Below are 21,211 nucleotides of genomic sequence, written 5' to 3' on the forward strand. Positions count from 1 at the left end.
TTTGAGAGGAGCTGTCCTTAGTACGAGAGGACCGGGATGGACGCACCGCTGGTGTACCAGTTGTCTTGCCAAAGGCATCGCTGGGTAGCTATGTGCGGAAGGGATAAGTGCTGAAAGCATCTAAGCATGAAGCCCCCCTCGAGATGAGATTTCCCATCACGTATGTGAGTAAGATCCCTAGAAGATGACTAGGTAGATAGGTCAGAGATGGAAGCATGGCGACATGTGGAGTTGACTGATACTAATCGATCGAGGACTTAACCAYAAAGAGTCATTTTTTAAATGAACAACAAAATTGGTCGATATTCGGCTTTCTTGACATCAATTCTTTATCTAGTTTTCAGGGAATAAATTTTAATTTACCCCTTGAAAAATTTCAAAAATATTATATAATAAAATTTGTCATTGTAAGCAATATGTCTGGTGATAATGGCGAAGAGGTCACACCCGTTCCCATGCCGAACACGGAAGTTAAGCTCTTCAGCGCCGATGGTAGTTGGGGGATCTCCCCCTGTGAGAGTAGGACGTCGCCAGGCTATATCATTCCGCAGTAGCTCAGTGGTAGAGCTATCGGCTGTTAACCGATCGGTCGCAAGTTCGAATCTTGCCTGCGGAGCCATTGCTTCCATAGCTCAGCAGGTAGAGTGCTTCCATGGTAAGGAAGAGGTCACCGGTTCGAGCCCGGTTGGAAGCTTTTATATTTTTATTCGGAATGGCCCATTGGTCAAGCGGTTAAGACACCGCCCTTTCACGGCGGTAACACGGGTTCGAATCCCGTATGGGTCACCAAAGTTTTTTGCAAAAGCAAAATTACTCACCAGTTACATATTGGAGGATTAGCTCAGCTGGGAGAGCATCTGCCTTACAAGCAGAGGGTCGGCGGTTCGATCCCGTCATCCTCCACCAAGTTTTTTTGCGAATGCAAAATAAACCTCATTTTTTAAAAAAATGTTTGATAATGATATATGCCGGTGTAGCTCAACTGGTAGAGCAACTGACTTGTAATCAGTAGGTTGGGGGTTCAAGTCCTCTTGCCGGCACCATTTTTTAAGCTGGAGGGGTAGCGAAGTGGCTAAACGCGGCGGACTGTAAATCCGCTCCTTCGGGTTCGGCAGTTCGAATCTGCCCCCCTCCACCATTGTATATTTAAATGTAAAATGGACATCCTATAAATGTCCCTTTTTTATGCCATTAAAGTTATTATTGGGCTATAGCCAAGCGGTAAGGCATCGCACTTTGACTGCGACATGCGTTGGTTCGAATCCAGCTAGCCCAGCCATTACGAGCCATTAGCTCAGTTGGTAGAGCATCTGACTTTTAATCAGAGGGTCGAAGGTTCGAATCCTTCATGGCTCATCACACATTTTCTCACATGCTTCCTAAGGTGTGAGAATTTCTCTATAATCTATAACATATGGGGCCTTAGCTCAGCTGGGAGAGCGCCTGCTTTGCACGCAGGAGGTCAGCGGTTCGATCCCGCTAGGCTCCACCAAGATTTTTTGCGAGAGCAAAATAATCCTCATTGATTTCTTTTGCAAAAGCAAAATAAATGTCCTTTATGTTTGCGAAAGCAAAAAATCTATCCGCTTACGAAGCGTTAGCGGAGTGAAATAACCATACATACGACATGATTAAACCTTGAATCTTTTAGGAGATTTGAGGTTTTTTTGTTTGAGGGGAAACATTACGATTAAGGGATGATCCACAGTGAGAGATAGCTATTGATGATGGCTAGTGCGCTCATTAATCTGCAGCAAGGGGGACGGAGAGATGTGGGGAGGTTGTGTTTGGATGTATGTTTTGGAAGAGGATAGAAACTGGTTGACGAATATGAGTGTATCCAGGGTCAGTATGAGGTGCGTAAAGTTGAAAATGACTAATTTTTATTTAAAATCCTTCAATATAAGTCCTATTTTGAAGCTGATTTTTAAATATTATGTTTAAAAGCATGTAAGAGGTCCTTGAATGGGTAGTGGAATCCACTTTCAAACCGTCTGTGTAAAGGATTGCGGATTTTATTATCGACTTGCCCGTATATATTATCGACTTCACCACATATATTATCGACATTTTAAATATATTATCAACTTCCATATATATATTATCAACTCCATATCTTATCCGGAGCTTGATCCTGTGCAATAGAAAATCAATGCTCAATCTGTAAGTTGATCACCCAACCTCTTTGTCTATCCCAATCCGACCTGGGATATTATCAACTTTCTACCTTTAACTTCCATTATATACTTTCAAAATGAACCATACCACGCTCCGCCAACCACAATGGATTGCACACCACCTTCGTCCCAAACCAGCCTACATAATCTTACATCAATCTACATCAAACCCTTTTACACACGCATATATATACACAATTCTGTCCAGTTGAACCATGGGTCATAGTATGGATAGAATAGAGGTGTAAATAAATTTCGAATTGGGGGAATTTTTCATGAAGAAAAATATTTCTATTATTGGTGTACCGATGGATTTAGGCCAAATGCGCAGAGGCGTGGATATGGGGCCGAGTGCGATTCGTTACGCCGGTATTGTTGAGCGTCTGGAGAATCTTGGATATGACATTAAAGACTTGGGTGATATCGAGATTGGCCAGGCTGAGCGTGTACATAATAATCCTGATACGAACCTGCGTAATTTGAAAGCGGTTGCTGAAGCTAGCGAGACGTTGGCTGGTAAGGTGAATGATGTAATCGGGAGTGGAGATTTCCCATTGATCTTTGGTGGAGACCACAGTATTGCGATAGGAACATTGGCGGGTGTTTCTCCTCACTATGAAAACTTAGGTGTGATTTGGTATGACGCACATGGTGATTTGAATACGGGCGATACGTCTCCGTCAGGTAACATTCATGGAATGCCTCTTGCGGTTAGCCTGGGTATCGGGCATGAAGATTTAACTGGTATCGGGCAGAGCTCACCAAAGATCAAGCCTGAGAACATCGTCATTATCGGAGCTCGTTCATTAGATGAAGGTGAAAGAGAGTTAATTAAAGAAAAAGGCATTAAAGTTTACACGATGCACGAGATCGATCGCCTTGGCATGACAAAGGTAATGGAAGAGTCCATTGACTATTTGAAGGGCAGAACGGATGGCGTCCATTTATCACTTGATTTAGACGGATTGGATCCGAGCGATGCCCCTGGTGTAGGGACTCCTGTACTTGGAGGGATCAGCTACCGCGAAAGTCACTTAGCGATGGAGATGCTGGAGGAGTCAGGAATGATTACATCTGCAGAATTTGTAGAGGTAAATCCGATCCTCGATGAGAAGAATAAAACCGCTACTGTTGCTGTGGCGTTGATGGGATCACTATTTGGAGAGAAATTACTATAATCATGAAATAAAAAAATAAGGCTGGGAACCCTTCAAGGTTCTCAGCCTTTATCTATTTCTCTTCAATGGTGCTTGACCACTTGATATTGATTTAACAGATCGTCAAGACGAGTACTCAAATCAACTACTTGTTCGTCGGCAAAGGATGATTTTAATGCTAGTTCAACCATTTGGCGACGGCAGTCTTCAATTTGAAATAATAAATCATTCATTCTTCCCCTCATTTCGAGATCCTCCCACAATAGAAATAATTAGTTCCTTTATACCCTTTTTCTAATAATTGTAAACATTTTTCCCGTGAAATTTGTTAGGATAGTAATATAAAAAATTTGAAACCTTTTGATAGGAAGTTACGTATATAAATATAGCCGCATAGAGCGGAGGTTATGAAATGGAAGCGTTAGTGAAAAAGCGGATTAAGCAAGTATTGAAAGGTGATCAGAATGCCTTTGCCGAATTAGTCGAGCTTTATAAGGATAAAGTGTTCCAAATCTGCTACCGGATGCTTGGAAATCGTCATGAAGCAGAGGATATTGCCCAAGAAGCTTTTATCAGGGCATATGTCAATATTGAAACCTTTAACCAGAAGAGAAAGTTCTCGACCTGGCTATTCAGGATAGCGACGAATCTTTGTATCGACAGGATCCGTAAGAAGAAACCGGATTATTTCTTAGATGCAGAGGTAGCGGGGACTGAGGGCTTGACGATGTACTCACAAGTGGCTGCAGATGTTCAGCTGCCTGAAGAAGAAGTAGAGAATATGGAGCTTCAGGAAACCATTCAGAAGGAAATTTCCAAGTTGCCTGAGAAGTATCGATCGGTCATTGTCTTAAAATATATCGAGGAGCTTCCTCTTCAAGAAATCAGCGAGATATTGGATCTACCCCTGGGAACGGTTAAAACAAGAGTACATAGGGGGCGTGAAGCTCTCCGTAAACAATTAAGATCACTGTAGAGAGGGTGAGTGAATATGAAACCTTGTCCTGAAGAAATCATCGAGTATATGCACGATTATTTAGATGGAGATTTAAATAGAGAAAAAGAAGAAATGCTGAAGCATCATTTACAGGAATGCAGTGAGTGTCAGCATCACTTTCATGAGCTGAAAAAAGCGATTGCGTTTGTACAGAGCACGTCTCATATTAGTGCTTCTGCAGACTTTACAGATAAAGTCATGTCAAGATTGCCGAAAGAGAAGAAGAAAGTGGGGGTCGAGAGGTGGTTCCGCCACCATCCGCTACTCACGGCTGCGGCCCTATTCCTTTTCTTTATGACCGGAAGCTTCTTAACGTCATGGAATGACAATCAGGATTTTTCATTTACGAAGAATGCGAAGTTAGTGGTTCAGGATCATACGGTTGTGGTGCCTGAGGGCGAAGTCGTGAATGGAGATCTGACGGTCCGGAATGGTGATGTGAAAATTGAAGGAAAAGTAACGGGGAATGTCACGGTCATTAATGGAAATGTCACAGTCAATAACGGAAAGCAGTACTTGGCTTCTGCAGGGAGCGTGACAGGAGAAATCCATGAAATCGATGCTGCCTTTGAGTGGCTTTGGTACCAGATCAAAAAAGGGGCTAAAGACACGGTGGATTGGGGAAATTCGCAACTTGAAGAAAAGTAGGATAAAATAGAGGGGATGGAAGTAAGGTCCGTCCCTAAAAAGGACTGACATGTATGAATCCATGTCGGTTTTTTTATGCAAAAACGTGAGTTCATGAATAGAAGAGAAAGAATCATGAGGCCGTGGGTGTCTTTCATTTGACAGTGATAAAATATGCTATAATAGGAACGTTACGAAAATGGAGAAGCCACACATGGCGGCTTACGCTTTCGATTAAGCTATTGGAGGATGTAATATGCCGTTTATCGATATTTTTTCGGATTACTCCGCGCTGGATTATGTCTCGGATATAGTAGATATACTCGTAGTATGGTTTGTAATCTATAAACTGATCATGCTGATAAAAGGAACGAAAGCAGTACAATTATTAAAAGGTATTTTTGTCATAATCATTGTGAGAGGTCTTAGTAGTATCTTTGGGTTGGATACACTTGGATGGATGATGGAACAAGCCCTCACATGGGGGTTCCTGGCGATTATCATCATCTTCCAGCCTGAACTCCGCAGAGCCCTTGAACAATTGGGAAGGGGCCGTTTATTCTCAAGGACGGGACTTCAGGAAGAAGAAGAGCAGGAGCAGATGATTGAATCAATGACGAAAGCCGTAAGCTATATGGCAAAACGTCGGATTGGTGCCCTCCTTACTCTTGAACGGGAAACAGGGATGAGTGATTATATTGAAACAGGTATACCACTAAATGCCAAGATTACGTCCCAATTGCTGATTAATATCTTTATTCCCAATACACCTCTTCATGATGGAGCTGTTATCATTCAAAAAAATCAAATTGCTGCAGCGGCTTGTTATCTTCCCTTATCGGAAAGCCCATTCATTTCAAAAGAATTGGGAACAAGACACCGGGCAGCACTTGGCGTCAGTGAGGTAACAGATAGTATTACGATTGTTGTATCAGAAGAAACGGGAGCTATCTCCATTACGAAAAATGGAGAGTTACATCGCGACCTCTCTTTGGAGCGCTTCACAGAAATTCTTATGGTAGAGCTCATAGGCGATAAGACAAATGCTTCCTCGACGAAATGGAGTTTTAGGGGGAAGAAAGAAAATGGATAAATTCATGGAAAGTCGTTGGTTCATGCGAATTGTGGGGCTGATGTTAGCCTTCATTCTTTATCTGTCCGTCAACTTTGATGATATTCAGAAGACGGCTAACAACAACAACGGCAACTCTCAAAATGCGATTGAAACGATCCAGGACGTCCCGCTTGAAGTTTTCTATGATCGTGAGAATCTAGAAGTAAGCGGCTTACCTGATACAGTGAATGTGACTGTAGAAGGCTCTAAGGCGATAGTGCAACAAGCCAAGCAAGTGAAGGATTTCCGGGTCTATGTAGACTTGAATGATATCGGTATCGGTGAGCACCAGGTTGATATTAAGATAGATAATATTTCTGAAAAACTTGAAGTAAAACTCGATCCGGATTTCGTCAATATATCGGTTCAAGAAAAGGTAACCGAAGAATTTACGATTGAACCTCAATTCAATGAGAGTATATTATCCAATGGATATGAAGCAGAAGGACTGGCTGTTGATCCGAAAACGGTGAAAGTGACAGGCTCGAAGGATGAAGTGGAGAGAATTGCATATGTCATAGCCACTCTTGATGTTGATGAGGAAATCAATGAGAATGTGACAAGGGAAGCCAGGGTGCAAGTGCTTGACCGTGAGTATAATAAATTAGATGTTCAAATTGATCCGGAAGTGGTCGATGTGACCGTTTCGGTAGTAAACAAGAGCAAGAGTGTACCGGTCACGATTAAACAAAAGGGCAGTCTTCCAGAAGGGACGACGCTGGAGTCGATTTCAGTTGAGCCTAAAGAGGCAACCATCTTCGGGAGACAGGATGTACTGGATACAGTAGAAGAGTTGCTTGCAGAAATAGACCTTTCTAAGATTACGAAGGATTCAACCGTTACGGTACCGCTCGCCCTGCAAGATGGCTTAAATAAAGTGGCTCCTGAAGAAGTCAAGGTGAAGGTTGATGTCAATACAACCGAGGAAAAGAGCCTATCAGGACTTGAAATCACCCCACAAGGATTACCTGAAGAATATGAATATACCATCATGTCACCTGAGGAAGGTGTCGTCGATGTAGCGCTGAAAGGTCAGAATGCACAGGTGAGCAAAGTGACGAAAGAAGACTTCTCGCTTGCTCTGGATCTTTCAGGGCTCGAGCCCGGTGAACATGAGCTGGAAATAGTGGCAGAAGGACCTGAGGATATTGAATGGACCCTGTCTCAGAGAACAGTAAAAGTAGAAATTAAAGAAAAGAACACATCAGCATAAGAGCTGTAAAAAGGAGAGAATGACAATGGGTAAGTATTTTGGAACTGATGGAGTAAGAGGTGTAGCGAACACAGAATTAACACCGGAATTAGCATTTAAGCTTGGACGTTTTGGTGGTTATGTTCTAACAAAGGATGCTACGCGTCCCAAAATATTGATTGGAAGAGATACTCGGATTTCCGGACATATGCTGGAAGGAGCTCTTGTAGCCGGACTTCTATCAATAGGGGCTGAAGTGATGCGCTTAGGTGTCATTTCAACTCCAGGGGTAGCTTACTTAACAAGAGCGTTAGGGGCTCAAGCTGGTGTCATGATCTCAGCTTCTCATAATCCTGTAGGGGATAACGGAATTAAATTCTTCGGACCGGATGGTTTCAAGTTATCGGATGACCAGGAAAATGAAATTGAAAATCTATTAGATCAAACAGTTGATCAGCTTCCTCGTCCGATCGGTGCTGATTTAGGACAAGTAAGTGACTATTTCGAAGGCGGACAAAAATATCTGCAGTATTTAAAACAGTCAGTAGACGAAGATTTCGATGGTTTACATATTGCGTTGGATTGTGCACATGGTGCAACATCCGCTCTTGCTACTCATCTGTTTGCTGATTTGGATGCTGACATTTCGACGATGGGAGCATCACCAAACGGGTTGAATATCAATGAGGGTGTAGGATCTACCCACCCTGAAGCACTTGCTGAGATGGTGAAAGAAAAAGGTGCAGACCTGGGGCTTGCCTTTGATGGGGATGGAGACCGTATTATCGCAATCGATGAGCATGGACAAATCGTGGATGGTGACCAGATCATGTACATCTGCGGTAAATACTTGAAGTCACAAGGTCAGTTAAAACAGTCTACAGTCGTATCTACAGTCATGAGTAATCTTGGCTTCCATAAAGGGCTTGAAGAGAATGGGATCCAAAGCATTCAAACTGCGGTTGGAGATCGTTATGTAGTGGAAGAAATGAAGAAGCATGGCTATACTCTTGGCGGTGAGCAATCAGGCCACATCATCTTCCTGGATTACAACACAACAGGAGACGGTCTGTTAACGGGTATCCAACTTGTGAACATTATGAAAATGACCGGTAAATCATTATCTGAACTAGCGGGAGAAATGCAAAAGTTCCCACAAAAACTTGTGAATGTACGAGTGACAGACAAGCACCATGTAACGGATAATGAAACGGTTAAAAAAGTGATTCAAAAGGTTGAAGAAGAAATGAACGGAAATGGCCGTATCCTTGTTCGTCCATCTGGAACGGAGCCGTTAGTGCGTGTCATGGCAGAAGCTCCTACTGAAGAACTTTGTGATCGATATGTAAATGAAATCGTACAAGTCGTTGATGAAGAAATGGGTCTGAACGAATAGTGGAATTTATATGCATAAGGGGTCAATATGTGCCCCTTATGCATATTTAATAAGTAGAGTACTATTGAACTTTATCGTACTAACGTTCTGATAAACGGGGCTGTTGCCTATGGGTTTATCGCTGTTCTATTTCGGGAACATGACAATGGGATAACAACTTCTTGTTCTTGTAAAATTTTTATTGACTAGGGGAAACCTGCTAGTGTATGATGATTTTGTTTTCATTTTTCAAATTATATGGAAATGAGTCAAGAAGGAAAGGTGGATAGTGAGTAAACATCTTATAAAGCGCCAGGGCTAAACGATGGATACGAAAAGGATCGTTTAGTTGACGAGGTGGAGGTTTATCGAGCATTCGGCGGATGCCTCCCGGTTCGTATGTGTCACCGAACCGAAAGTTTCTTCCTTAAATCGTTGAGGCAACTTAATGGACAAAGGGAAGAAAAAAGTGACCAATGTGAATACTAATGACAAACAGAGATAAGGGGGCAAGTTGTCCCTAAAAGAGTTCTTGCCCCCTTGCATGTTCAGGGAGGATATATTAATTATGTGTGGAATTGTTGGATATATTGGAAGTTCAGATACAAAGGAAATTCTTTTAAAAGGTCTTGAAAAGCTTGAGTACCGCGGTTATGACTCTGCAGGTATTGCCGTTCAAAACGATGAAGGCATCCATGTGTTTAAAGAGAAGGGTCGTATCGCCGACCTTCGCGGTATCGTTGATGAGAGTGTATCAAGCAACACAGGAATCGGTCACACTCGCTGGGCTACCCACGGTGTACCAAGCAAGGTGAACGCTCACCCTCATCAAAGTAATTCAGGCCGTTTCACAATCGTTCATAACGGAGTAATCGAAAATTACTCTCAACTTAAGCGTGAATATTTATCGGATGTAACGTTCAAGAGTGACACGGATACAGAAGTCATCGTTCAGTTGATTGAAAAGATTGTAGAAGAAGGAAACACGGTAGAGGAAGCTTTCCGTCAAACGTTAATGCTTCTTAAAGGCTCTTATGCCATCGCCCTTTTAGATTCTGAAAATGATGAAACAATCTATGTAGCGAAAAATAAAAGTCCACTGCTCGTAGGTCTTGGAAAAGACTTCAACGTTGTAGCAAGTGATGCTATGGCGATGATTCAAGTAACAGACCAATACGTTGAGCTAATGGATAAAGAAATGGTCATTGTAACGAAAGAAAAGGTTGAAATTCAAAATCTGATCGGTGAAGTAATGGAACGTGCTCCTTACACAGCTGAAATCGATGCGAGTGATATCGAAAAAGGAACGTACCCTCACTACATGCTTAAAGAAATCGATGAGCAGCCACTAGTGATGCGTAAAATCATTCAAGCTTACCAAAATGAGAGCAACGAACTTCACATCGATGAGCCGATCGTCGGCGCGATGAAGGAAGCGGACCGTGTCTACATCATTGCATGTGGAACGAGCTATCATGCTGGTCTTGTTGGGAAGCAATTCATCGAGAAGAGTGCAGGAATTCCTGTAGAAGTGCATGTAGCAAGCGAATTCAGCTACAATATGCCTTTACTTTCTAAGAAACCATTATTTATCTTTATTTCTCAAAGTGGTGAAACGGCTGATAGTCGTGCCGTACTGGTTCAAGTCAAAGAGCTTGGGCATAAATCATTAACGATCACAAATGTAGCGGGTTCTACCCTGTCCCGTGAAGCAGATTACACTTTGCTTCTTCATGCAGGACCTGAAATTGCCGTAGCTTCAACAAAAGCGTACACAGCTCAGCTGGCTGTACTTGCTATCCTTGCACATGTTGCAGGGCAGGCATGTGGAAATAACCAGGACTTTGACCTTGTTCAAGAGCTTGGTATTGTTGCCACTGCGATGGAAGCACTTTGCGATACCAAAGAAGAGTTTGAAGATATCGCACGCGAATATCTGTCAACGACTCGCAACTGTTTCTTCATCGGCCGTTCACTTGACTTCTATGTAGGTCTGGAAGGCGCTTTGAAGCTGAAAGAAATCTCTTACATCCAGGCAGAAGGATTTGCCGGAGGAGAGCTTAAGCACGGTACGATCGCTCTGATCGAAGAAGGTACTCCGATCGTTGCACTTGCAACTCAAGAAGAAGTAAACCTAGGCATCAGAGGAAATGTGAAAGAGGTAGTCGCTCGTGGAGCCAACCCTTGTATCATTTCCATGAAAGGCTTAGAAGACGAAGAAGATCGCTTCGTCATCCCGGAGGTTAACCCATTGTTAACACCTCTTATCTCTGTCATCCCATTACAATTAATTTCTTACTATGCTGCTCTGCATCGCGATTGTGATGTAGATAAGCCGCGTAACCTGGCAAAGTCGGTTACGGTTGAGTAAGGGATAAATAGATGAAAACCGGTTGGTCTCTCTGGGCCGACCGGTTTTTTTATGCTATTAGGAGTTATTTCTTATAATCTCCTGTATGAGGGATGAATACATTTACCTTTACTTTTAAAGAATCCTTTGAAAGATCATTAATCGTCCCAACATCCCATCGCTTATGGTGAAAGCGATACGTGTTCCTTGTTAAATTATAGATGTCGATCTTTTTCTCAAGCGCTTTTTCGTACGTATTCATAACTTGTTTTTTGATTTTTTTCTCCAACTGTTTTTCAATCGTTGTAACCTCTAATCCCTCAACATTTTGATCTAACGTACTTTCAACATCGATTTCAACATTGTATACTGGCTTGTCCTTCCCTTTTAATTTTATTTTCACCTTAGGTTTAACAATTTGAACACTGACTTTTAATTTTTTCAGGGGGATATATATTTTATTGGTTTCTGGATTGAACCACTTCAGGCCTTCCATATCGTCTTTTGTAAATTTTCCTTTATACTTTTCTTCAGAGAATACATATAATCCGTCGATCGCCGCTAATTTCTTTTCTTTGTCCTCCTGCCAATTTTCTTTATTTATATAAATAGAAGGAATGTACGATGCCCCCACAGGCTCGTAAAAATCACCTATGAAATCATGAAATGGGACAACAGGAAGAAATGAATTTTCCTTCATCACCGTAATTGGCCTATGTATTATAGAGTAAAGAGGAGGTTGTCCAAAGAAGCTTTCCGCCTCAAAAATGTCTTGAATGCTTTCATTGGTTCCATACGTCCAGGTTGTATAGCGTAAAAAAGAATTTCTGCCCATGAAATCCAGAATCGTGTTTAACCATTTTTCCATCGCTTTCTCACTTATGACGAGCGTATTAATTTGTCCATAATGAAGAGGTACAGCCGTGGTTTGCTCTATATGATTGAACGCTTCTTCTATTGAAGAGCCTTTCCCCCTGCCAATCAGAATGGGTGCTGCTGTAGGCTCTCCTCCTTCCTTCTTTGCAATATTTGCAAAGCTCAGTGCCTGGAAGTAAACGATGATCTGCTCATCTTCTACATCAAATCCGATAGAGGTGATATAAGCCTGGTCCTGGATTTCCTTAGACCCTAAACAGCCCGTCAATAAACAACACAGAAGCAGGATAAGATGTAATGGAATGATTGATCGCCTCACCATCTTTAAGGCTCCTTCCTATCTTGATCGATTGGTGAATACCCCAAGTTCCGTTTTTTTGTGAGTGAGCTTGGCAATTTAATATATCCTTTAAAGTAATCAGCTATTGTCGGCTTTGCAAAGATGGTCATGAATGGTTGACCAAAACTTTCTGTACTGACAAGGGCAATCAAGAAGATAAACCCGCATAGGAAGAAGCCATAAAGGCCTAATAATGCGGAGACAAAAAGGTTTGTAAACCTTAATATAAGTACATTTCCAGTCAAGCTTTGATTCATTAATGTATAACTGGAGATGATCGTGACGGCCGCGACAACGAGCATAGTGGGGGAGGTGAAGCCTCCTCTGATGGCAGCATCCCCTACAATCAGACCTCCTAACACGGCAACCGTCTGACCGACTGCTTTCGGAAGACGTACACCTGCCTCCTTGAACAATTCAAATAGGATGAGCATAAGGGCCAATTCCATCCCGGTTGAAAGGGGCAGTCCCGTTCTCGATACTGTTATAGTCGCTAATAAAGGATAAGGGATTTGCTCCAGCTGATGAGTCGTAATCGCAACCCAGAAGCCCGGCAGGAAAATGGTCGTTGCGAAAGCAATGAACCTCAAGAGTCTTTCTATGCTCACATAGAAAAAGCTCGTGTGGGCATCTTCCGGTGAGTTCAGCATCAATCCAAGGTTAGCAGGACCTATTAAGCAGGTTGGATTCCCGTCTACGAGAATGGCGAACCTTCCCTGGTTTAAGGACTCCACTACGAAATCGGGTCTTCCCACATATTGAGCTAATGGAATGATCGAAAGCGTATTATCGTATAAATACTCTTCTAATTCGTAACTGCTGACAATAATGTCAGTATCAATGGATTCCAGTCGGTTTTTTACATCCTTAAGAATGTCGGGGTTCATGATATCGTCTATATATAGAAGCATCACATCTGTCTGACTCCGTCTCCCGATGGACATTTTGAGGCTCTTTAATGAGCTGGTTTTTAACCGATGCCTGATGAGGGCCATATTATCACCTATGTCTTCAACAAACCCGTCACGGGGGCCTCTAATAGAAACTTCTGTGTTTGATTCTTCAGGTGAACGTTTTGCGAGCTTGCCCGCAGAGAAAAAGAGCACATTCTGATCATGAGGAGTCACAATCATGATATCCCCTGAAAAAATCCTTCGCTCAGCTTGCCTCTGAATATCCATCCCCCTGTCAGGATATGAAACATTGATGAAATCAGAAAATTGGTCAGCCTCCAGGGAACCATAGAAATGGAGGAGCCTTTGGACTTCAGGGATAATCCACTTGTATAGGGTGTTTTGATCAGCCATATTGGGGGAATAGACATAGATCAACTCAATATCATTCCCGTCCCTCCGAACCTTTTTCTCTGAAACCAAGATGTCCGAGCTATCTTTAAAAGGTAACAAATCAATGGCTTTTCCATGGTTCTCTTTCATGATTTCTTCCCTCCCATCTTTACTAAAATCCCCAGTACACCAATGCATAGTACTAATAGAACAAGACTATAAGGTAAAAAATAGGTATACAAAAAATTGAAAAAAGAAGCTTCATTCCAAGGTATAAGAGCTCCTAGAAACAATAACCCGTATAAGATCAGGATTTTTAGGAACCGTTTATTTTCAGTTGTAAATAACAGTTTTTCAGTTATGTAGACACTGATGCTGATCCGGACAAATGCCCCGGACAGCCATTGAAGGATGGATAGGGAATCTAAACGGGTTATATACTGTCCCAGGGTCAATAATCGCCACTGTTCATATGCTGGATTCTTCATTTTAATGGATTCTTCTATACCGAATTCAGAAATTGCCCCTGTGACAGGTCCCAACGTAAGAAATGCAAGTAAAACCCCCAGACCAATAAGCCATTTCTTTTTGATTTCCCCTGTCACAACAAACGGAACTAAAAACAAAAAAACGGCGAGTTCAAAAATCCCTGCACCTACATAGATCATTCCAAATAATGCATCTGATACTCCATTTTCGAAAATAGGAAAAAGCCGGGAGTAATCCTTATTCTTCATGTTGCCTGAAGCCACAAAAAACCCTAAACCGGTGACAATAGGAAGGCAAATAAATGCAATCATCCCGATGGTCCTGACCCCTTTGTACGTCCCATAAAGGGTGGTAACCGTGATACTGGTCAGGATTACCCAGAAAGGGACTTCAAAGGTATAATTTGTCAGACTCCAGTTCGCAGTGTAATTAAGTGTGACGAACGCACTCCCCATAAAATAGAGGCTTAATAAATATCCAAACACTATCGAGAGTTTTCTTCCGAAATGGGTGCGAATGTATTGGATGGGATCTTGATTCCCAAGCTTTTTATAAATGTAAAACAAAAGAAAAATCCAGAGGGAAAGTGGAGGTACGGATAACAATACACTTATCCACGAATCCCGTTTCCCTGCACTTAAAAGACTGGGAAGAATGAGTACATGGACCATTAATCCCGATGAAAGAATAATGATTGAGAAGATGTGAATAAGATAGATCGATCGTTTATTCATAGAATTTATCACCATTTGGTAGTTTGCCATTTGGGGTGGGAATTATGCGCAGAAGAGGTAGTTCAATAGGTAATTGGTGAGAAAAAGAAAATAATCAAGCACTTTCCTTTACCCAACCACGTAAAACCCTTATAATCATACAAATAGATTCATGTTCTCTTCGTGCACCAGCGAATATAGAGTAACCTGCTGCTTCCGCAGTCCAGGTTACTTTTTTATTGGAACGGGTACGATAATAGAGAATGAAAAACGGTGTGAAAGTAAGGGTATGATGATAAATGAAACAGTTACATAGACAGCATGTATGGCTCGGGAGGTTCCTCGCATCAGATCCTGGCCGGAAGAGATTTCAGCAGGCAGGTAAGGCAACGATCAGTTTAATATCGGCTGTATTTACGATGCTATTTTTATTAAAACTATTTAATCACTCAGCGATTACACCGGCCATTGTGTCAGGGATGGTGGGGATGCTCGGGATCTTCGTTGTCATGGATGACACAACGGCTAAAAAGAAGGTCACGACCCCGTTGATCGGTGTGGCGGTAGCGGTTGGAATCACATTGGGATCTGCCTTTGCCCATTATAGTCTTGTGGTGAATATCTTACTGGTAGGAGCGATATTCAGCGCTTTTTACTTCTCCCGATTTGCCATCCGCTACTTTTCCATGGGAATGGCAGGATTTATGTCGATTTATATATCGTCGATTCTGCAGCTTGATGTGGCTCACCTTTCATGGTTCTATATCGGGATTGTAATTGGTGTTGTGTACGCTTTTCTTTATAACTTCATTATCTTTAAAGGTTCGGTTCATGTGTTAAGAAGGAGTATGCGTTCATTTCATATTCAATCCAACTTGACGTTTACGATATTAATGAAGATGATCGAGGATCCGGACACGAGTAGTAAGAGGAGAAAGCTTCTCGATCGAAATGTTCGAAGGCTGAATGAGTATGCAAGGATCGTAGCCGGTGATATCAATGAAAATGATTTGAAGAAGCTTTGGCCAGGCATCGAGCCTTCCCAGTTACGTCTCTATGTTTTTGATACAGAGATGTTGATACAGACGTTAACCGATTCTTTGAAGCGGCTCAAGGAGTTGGATGCCTTAGAGGTTACGGAACTTAGACGCTTGTTGGTCTGGGTTCTCCGTTCGCTCCGTGATGCAGAGGTGCTGGCCCAGGATTATGATCCCCGTTCCCTTGAAGAAGCGGAAAAGGCGATCCAGGCGCTTCGTCTACTTTTGTCAGAGGTGTTGAATCAAGAAGAAAAGCCTAAAGGATGGGTGTACCTTCTAAGGCGTATCGAGTCCATTGCCAATCATGTACTGGAAGCAGCCATCACCATCCAAGAATCACTGAAGATTTCAGAAAGCAAGGTAACGAACATAGAGAATAACGACGAGTCTGAAGTTGAGGAAAAAGAAGAAAAGCCTGAAGAAAAGACCAAGAGTTTAAAACCTTCTACGCGTAAGGCGATTCAAGCGCTTGTAGCCGGTACGCTAGCGATTATTGTAGGTGAGCTGATTGCTCCTGCACAACCTTACTGGGTACTGTTGACCACTTTCATTATTCAAATTGGTACAGAGTCAGTAGGAAGAACCTATATGAAGGCCTTTCAGCGATCGGTCGGAACGGTGATCGGGGCCATACTTGGATTCGGAGCGGCAAAGCTCGTTTCAGGAAATTCCGAGCTTGAAGTTTTCCTCTTGTTTGTGGTTCTGTTTCTGGCCTTCTATCTTTTCACGGTTTCCTATACTCTCATGAGCTTGTTCATTACGATGCTCATCGCGTTTATGTATGACCTGCTCCTGGGTGGAATCAGTATGCAGCTGATGGGGGCACGGGTCATTGATACAGTTGCTGGAGCTGTGATTGCCCTCACTGTCTCGGCATTTGTATTTCCAAAGAAAACGAAGGACAAGGTGGCAGATGCCTTAGATGATTTTCTTGAAGAGCTTGGAGGATATGTTTCTTCCTATATGAAAACCTTCACGAATATTGAAGACAAACCATTAACAGATCAAGCTTTCGATTTGGATCAGTTGCTTCAGGGAATTAAGGATGAGGCGCAATCACTTTTACAAAGACCTGGTGCCGTGACAAGGTCAGGAATCGGTCGTTGGATCACAGTGGTGACAGCCATAAACTATTATGCGAAGCATCTGCTTGCTTCATCTAATAGAAAAGTACCTGCAAAGGTTTCGAAAGACCTATCGAGTGTTCTTCAACAGACAGAAGAGAAAATCACTCATAATATCGAAACGCTTCGACAACTATTAAAAGAAAAAGAGAGCAGCCGTGTGTTGTGGAGCTTAGGTCAGGAGAGGGAAAAGATCGAAACCCTGGCACCGAGCTGGAAGAAATCACAGGTGGATCTGATTCATCACCTCTACTATGTGTGGAGGATCAATCAATCGATTGTAGCACTTGGTGAGGAACTGGGTGCAGAGGTGAAGGAAACTCAAACAAAAGGGTAAAGCGAATTTCGCTTTACCCGTTTACTTATTTATTGCGCTAATTATGTTGCAGATAGTCGTTAACTTCTTGTCAGAAATTGTTTTAACCCGTCTTTCTTCGGGAAAAGCATACCATCTGAATATCGTGAGGTGGAGGAAATGGCAGCCGAAAGCTTATTGCTAACAAAAGAAGATATGAAAAACCCTGAACTTGTCCCTCAATGGGTGATCGAAGAATATAAGAATTTTCATGAAGTTGTTACAGATCGAACGTTCCCTTGTTACTTCGGTATGACCGGAGAGAAAAAAGGGGAGCTTCGCTATTCGTATATAAGTCACGATAATTGGGAGCATCTTCCCGAGACGATTAAAGAGTTTATCGACTTGTTCGATGTACCAGAAGGTGAGCGGCTGATTCGTCACGGATTCTTTTTGTTTGTTGAACCGGAGGATGAGGAAAGGTCCGTCCCTCATTACTGGGAGTATTTCTGGAAGATTCTGCAGTTTCTTCATGATGAGGATGAGGAGTCTTGGCCAGAGGATTATCCGGAGGATCCGGATCATCATTTGTGGGCGTTTTCGTTTGCCGGGGAGCCGTTTTTCGTGTTTGGGAATGCTCCTGCTTATAAGCAGCGAAAGACGAGAGACCTTGGGAATAGCTTGGTATTAGGCTTTCAGCCGAGAAGGATCTTTGAAGGGTTGGAAGGAACGTCGAAGGGTGGCATTATGTCCCGTGAGAAAGTAAGGGAGCGGGTCGAGAAGTGGGACGGCTTACCGAAGCACCCGAATATCAGCCATTATGGGGATCCTGAACACCGTGAATGGAAGCAATACTTCATTGGAGACGACGTGGAACCGATCGAGGGCAAATGCCCCTTTCACCATAAATAAGAGAAAGAGTGTCAGGCCAGGCCTGACACTCTTTTCCTTAATAAATATCCACATTCCCACTGGATACGGAAACATTGATGTTGTATTTACCAGACCCGGCCACACCTGAAATATCGCCATCTTCTATCTTCTGATTCTTTAATGGCAGGTTGCAGGAGATGTCTCCGCTGCTTGCTTTTCCGTTCAGCTTAAAGCTCGCGTCTTCCGGCAGGTCCAGGTTGACACCTCCAGAGCTTACATCAAAATTCAGGTCTCCTTTTAGTGTTTCCATGGAGACAGTTAATTCACCAGATGATAAGTCACTTTCCAAAGGACCTTCGTAATTCGACAATTCCACATCCCCGGAGCTGATGTCTACATTACCTTCTTTTGTTGAGAGAGCATTCACGACCAAGTCTCCGGAAGAACCGTCATGTTCAAATATATTCGTCTCAAGGTTTTCAAGAGTCATGTTTCCGGAACCCATTTCTACAGTTAACTCATCCAGCTTCATTCGATTCGTTTCGGATTCTCCTGCAAACTGCAGGTTACCTGAGCCAATCTTGATTTCCATGCTTCGATCATATTCTTTTGGAATGTACACGGTTACGTTTGATTTGCGGTTGAATCCTATCCATTCATACCATTTATGCTTTACTGCCACTTCAATGGTGTCGCCTTTTTTAGCTAAAGTCAGCGCTCCTTTTCCTTCAATGTCGACCTTTACTTCATTCTGATCCACAGGGATGACTTCTGTGTCGCTGCCTTCCATTTTAAGATCGATGTGATCGATTCTGTCCGTTACCCCGATGCGTTCCCCTGACTTACTTTCTTTAGCAAATAACGATGTATTGTCATTCAGGATGACGTATAGGGTTCCAAGTGCAAGCAGTGCAATGATCACGGCAAAAGCATTTTTCATTAATATCCCTCACTTTGACTTGTTTTTCCATTTTATAGTTTTATTTTAATGCAGCTGCCGGTTCATCACATTGAGCCATAGGATTATTTTTGAATCAGACCAGAGGCCGAGTTCGGTGCAGGCTATGTAATAGAAAAAGACCGGTCATAGAGGTGACCGGTCTGAACCTTTATTTTGCGATGAACATCTGCGTCCAATAGATTCCCTGGCTTGAATCCTTCGCTGTTCCCACGCCAATATGAGTGACTTGTTTGTTTAAAATATTTTTTCGGTGTCCTGGACTGTTCATCCAAGCGTTGACGACAGATTCAGGTGTTTTTTGTCCAACGGCAATGTTCTCCGCTGCCGTGGAGTAATCCACCCCAAAGTTCTCCATCATTTCAAAAGGAGATCCGTACGTTGGAGACGTATGAGAGAAATAGTCATTTTCCTTCATGTCCTCTGATTTCATCTCTGCCACATTCGCTAACTCTCCATCCATCTTCAAGGCACCAAGTCCATTCTTCTTACGTTCCTGGTTGGTTAAATCAACTACCTGCTTCACAAATCCACTAGCATCGGATGCCTGTGAATCCTGTTTGGGCTGACCATCTGCAGGTGGTTCCGGTTGTGCCGCATTCGGTTCTTGTGCAGGCTGATTCGGCTGACGGGCTTCTTCATTACCTGGCGCATTTTCCCCTGGGTCTAGGTGGGTAAATTCACGTAAGTCCCCATTTGGGTCTATCGGAGCCATGAAACGGTGAAGGGGAGTTTGGTTACCTTGCATTCCATCCATCTCATCTCTACCACCGTTATCATAAGTGACAGGATCGTAATTCACGTTTTGTGTATCCATCAGGTTATCGTTTGCATCGTTATTGTTACAGGCAGTCATCAGCATAAACGGGATGACGGCGCAGACTGTTATCGAAAGAAAGCGTTTTTTCATGTATGATCCTCCAATATTGTTGATTACCTTTTATATCAGGCATTAACAGTCTTTAATATGTACTCCTGCCGTCATTATTATCCTGTTAAAAATAGGGTTTGCTTCTGTGTTTCAAAAGGGGTTTTGAGCTCCTGACCCGAATAGTTACTAATAAGAAAGAAGGGAAGGGGGTTTTCATTAATGGAACGGAAACGATTACGGGAATTGGGAGGAAGGATCGGCTCCTATACATGTGGGAAATATAACAGCATTACCGATATTGAGGGAGTGAAGGTCGGACATAAAACCCTTCACTATGAGCATGACAATACCGTGATACGAACGGGTGTAACGGCGATTTTACCTCATGGGGGCAATCTGTTCCGTGAGAAAGTATGCGCGGGCCGCCATGTGATCAATGGCTTTGGAAAAACAGTCGGGACGATTCAAATGGAGGAGCTTGGTGTACTTGAAAGTCCCATTCTCTTGACGAATACTCTTTCCGTTGGGGATGTGTTAAAAGGGACGGTTCAATATATGCTGGACGAAACACCTGAAATCGGAGACACAACGGGGACAGTAAATGTCGTTGTGGGAGAATGCAATGATGGGTTTCTGAATGATATCCGCGGTCTTCATGTAAAGCCTGAAGATGCCCGGGAAGCCATTGTTCATGCACAATCGGGACCTGTCGATGAAGGGTGCGTCGGAGCGGGAACGGGAATGCTTTGTTTAGGGTATAAAGGTGGTATTGGGACGAGTTCCAGGGAGTATCCCTTTGGAGATGAGAAGTATACGGTGGGAGCCCTCGTATTAACGAATTTCGGTCAGAGGAAAGATCTAAGGCTTCCCAATCTTAACTCCGGGGAGGATCAACATACACCGGATGGGTCAATCATGATCATCCTGGCGACGGATGCACCTCTAAATGAAAGGCAGCTTAAACGACTGGCAAAACGTGCTACATTCGGCCTTTCTAGAACGGGCTCGTATGCAGCCCATGGGAGTGGTGATGTTGTTCTTGCATTTTCTACTGCACACCGCATTCCACATCAGCCTTCCAATGATAACACGATTCCGTACTCGTTCATTAAAGAAGACGGACAGATTATCTCTACACTATTTGAAATGACAGTCGATAGCGTAGAAGAAGCCATATGGAACTCTCTCTGTAAAGCGGAAACCACAACGGGCAGGAATGGACGGGAAATGGAAGCGATACCTTTAGAATTGCTAAGGGCTGGACTGTTGAAATAAGACAAAATCTTTAGACGTTACCTATTTTCTGTTATTTAACGATTAAATTAATAGGGTATACCATATATATGTACGAACTATTTGG

At 42.8% G+C, this 21,211-nt stretch carries 16 protein-coding genes, 9 tRNA genes and 2 rRNA genes; 21 read left to right on the top strand and 6 right to left on the bottom strand.

The window, feature by feature from the left end; genetic code table 11:
• From FZC88_RS22165 to rocF, 12 genes are all read left to right on the top strand, one after another.
• Positions 1–265, top strand: a 23S ribosomal RNA gene (locus FZC88_RS22165); the annotation flags it as partial.
• Positions 266–419: 154 nt separating this feature from the next.
• Positions 420–536, top strand: a 5S ribosomal RNA gene (rrf, locus tag FZC88_RS22170).
• 8 nt (positions 537–544) lie between these two features.
• Positions 545–619 (top strand) — tRNA-Asn (locus FZC88_RS22175).
• A 2-nt stretch (positions 620–621) separates the two neighbouring features.
• Positions 622–694 (top strand) — tRNA-Thr (locus FZC88_RS22180).
• Between the two features lie 20 nt (positions 695–714).
• A tRNA-Glu gene (locus tag FZC88_RS22185) sits at positions 715–789 on the top strand.
• 41 nt (positions 790–830) lie between these two features.
• Positions 831–906 (top strand) — tRNA-Val (locus tag FZC88_RS22190).
• 61 nt (positions 907–967) lie between these two features.
• A tRNA-Thr gene (locus FZC88_RS22195) sits at positions 968–1,043 on the top strand.
• A gap of 11 nt (positions 1,044–1,054) precedes the next feature.
• Positions 1,055–1,138 (top strand) — tRNA-Tyr (locus FZC88_RS22200).
• A gap of 66 nt (positions 1,139–1,204) precedes the next feature.
• Positions 1,205–1,279, top strand: a tRNA-Gln gene (locus FZC88_RS22205).
• 4 nt (positions 1,280–1,283) lie between these two features.
• Positions 1,284–1,356 (top strand) — tRNA-Lys (locus FZC88_RS22210).
• Between the two features lie 60 nt (positions 1,357–1,416).
• Positions 1,417–1,492, top strand: a tRNA-Ala gene (locus FZC88_RS22215).
• Between the two features lie 960 nt (positions 1,493–2,452).
• Positions 2,453–3,355 (top strand): arginase, encoded by a 903-nt coding sequence (gene rocF, locus FZC88_RS22220; protein WP_148971374.1) that lies wholly within the window; start codon positions 2,453–2,455, stop codon positions 3,353–3,355.
• Positions 3,356–3,417: 62 nt separating this feature from the next.
• On the opposite strand, the gene FZC88_RS22225 is transcribed toward rocF, so the two are convergent.
• Positions 3,418–3,579, bottom strand: a complete 162-nt coding sequence (locus FZC88_RS22225) for an aspartyl-phosphate phosphatase Spo0E family protein (protein WP_098351124.1) — start codon at positions 3,577–3,579, stop codon at positions 3,418–3,420.
• Between the two features lie 167 nt (positions 3,580–3,746).
• On the opposite strand from FZC88_RS22225, the gene sigW reads away from it, so the two are divergent.
• The 6 genes from sigW (at position 3,747) to glmS (ending at position 11,010) form a co-directional block, all read left to right on the top strand.
• Positions 3,747–4,310, top strand: coding sequence for an RNA polymerase sigma factor SigW (gene sigW / locus FZC88_RS22230; protein ID WP_113970158.1), 564 nt, complete (start codon positions 3,747–3,749; stop codon positions 4,308–4,310).
• Between the two features lie 15 nt (positions 4,311–4,325).
• Positions 4,326–4,979 (top strand): anti-sigma factor family protein, encoded by a 654-nt coding sequence (locus tag FZC88_RS22235; RefSeq protein ID WP_148996497.1) that lies wholly within the window; start codon positions 4,326–4,328, stop codon positions 4,977–4,979.
• Between the two features lie 235 nt (positions 4,980–5,214).
• Complete coding sequence (gene cdaA, locus FZC88_RS22240; protein ID WP_148971376.1) at positions 5,215–6,051, top strand: diadenylate cyclase CdaA; 837 nt, start codon at positions 5,215–5,217, stop codon at positions 6,049–6,051.
• Positions 6,044–7,285, top strand: coding sequence for a CdaR family protein (locus tag FZC88_RS22245; protein ID WP_187443730.1), 1,242 nt, complete (start codon positions 6,044–6,046; stop codon positions 7,283–7,285). Before cdaA ends, FZC88_RS22245 begins: the two co-directional genes overlap by 8 nt.
• 25 nt (positions 7,286–7,310) lie before the next feature.
• A complete protein-coding gene (gene glmM, locus FZC88_RS22250) occupies positions 7,311–8,660 on the top strand; it encodes a phosphoglucosamine mutase (RefSeq protein ID WP_148996499.1) in 1,350 nt (449 codons plus the stop codon).
• Between the two features lie 547 nt (positions 8,661–9,207).
• On the top strand, positions 9,208–11,010 hold the full coding sequence (gene glmS / locus FZC88_RS22255; RefSeq protein WP_148996500.1) for a glutamine--fructose-6-phosphate transaminase (isomerizing): 1,803 nt from the start codon (positions 9,208–9,210) through the stop codon (positions 11,008–11,010).
• A gap of 64 nt (positions 11,011–11,074) precedes the next feature.
• Here the strand turns inward: glmS and FZC88_RS22260 are convergent, their stop codons facing one another.
• The 3 genes from FZC88_RS22260 to FZC88_RS22270 are packed head-to-tail and all read right to left on the bottom strand — an operon-like array spanning position 11,075 to position 14,714.
• Positions 11,075–12,187 (bottom strand): Ger(x)C family spore germination protein, encoded by a 1,113-nt coding sequence (locus tag FZC88_RS22260; protein ID WP_148996501.1) that lies wholly within the window; start codon positions 12,185–12,187, stop codon positions 11,075–11,077.
• 2 nt (positions 12,188–12,189) lie between these two features.
• Complete coding sequence (locus FZC88_RS22265) at positions 12,190–13,641, bottom strand: spore germination protein (protein ID WP_187443731.1); 1,452 nt, start codon at positions 13,639–13,641, stop codon at positions 12,190–12,192.
• Positions 13,638–14,714, bottom strand: a complete 1,077-nt coding sequence (locus FZC88_RS22270) for a GerAB/ArcD/ProY family transporter (protein ID WP_187443732.1) — start codon at positions 14,712–14,714, stop codon at positions 13,638–13,640. Before FZC88_RS22270 ends, FZC88_RS22265 begins: the two co-directional genes overlap by 4 nt.
• Before the next feature lie 278 nt (positions 14,715–14,992).
• Here FZC88_RS22270 and FZC88_RS22275 point away from each other — a divergent pair, with 278 nt between their 5' ends.
• Positions 14,993–17,191, top strand: a complete 2,199-nt coding sequence (locus tag FZC88_RS22275; protein ID WP_148996504.1) for an FUSC family protein — start codon at positions 14,993–14,995, stop codon at positions 17,189–17,191.
• 138 nt (positions 17,192–17,329) lie between these two features.
• A complete protein-coding gene (locus FZC88_RS22280; protein WP_148996505.1) occupies positions 17,330–18,061 on the top strand; it encodes a YqcI/YcgG family protein in 732 nt (243 codons plus the stop codon).
• 37 nt (positions 18,062–18,098) lie between these two features.
• On the opposite strand, the gene liaG is transcribed toward FZC88_RS22280, so the two are convergent.
• Together liaG and FZC88_RS22290 are read right to left on the bottom strand one after the other, a co-directional pair.
• Positions 18,099–18,962 carry a LiaG family protein gene (gene liaG / locus FZC88_RS22285; RefSeq protein WP_148996506.1) on the bottom strand — a complete coding sequence of 288 codons (864 nt, stop codon included), beginning with the start codon at positions 18,960–18,962 and terminating at the stop codon, positions 18,099–18,101.
• 169 nt (positions 18,963–19,131) lie between these two features.
• Positions 19,132–19,890 (bottom strand): CAP domain-containing protein, encoded by a 759-nt coding sequence (locus FZC88_RS22290; RefSeq protein WP_262372021.1) that lies wholly within the window; start codon positions 19,888–19,890, stop codon positions 19,132–19,134.
• Between the two features lie 180 nt (positions 19,891–20,070).
• On the opposite strand from FZC88_RS22290, the gene FZC88_RS22295 reads away from it, so the two are divergent.
• Positions 20,071–21,126: a DmpA family aminopeptidase gene (locus FZC88_RS22295; protein ID WP_148996507.1), complete on the top strand. Its 1,056-nt coding sequence runs from the start codon at positions 20,071–20,073 to the stop codon at positions 21,124–21,126.
• Positions 21,127–21,211: the final 85 nt, after the last annotated feature.

Origin of the sequence: Rossellomorea aquimaris (genome assembly GCF_008180865.1) — a bacterium.
In the GTDB taxonomy this organism is placed as follows: domain Bacteria; phylum Bacillota; class Bacilli; order Bacillales; family Bacillaceae_B; genus Rossellomorea; species Rossellomorea yichunensis.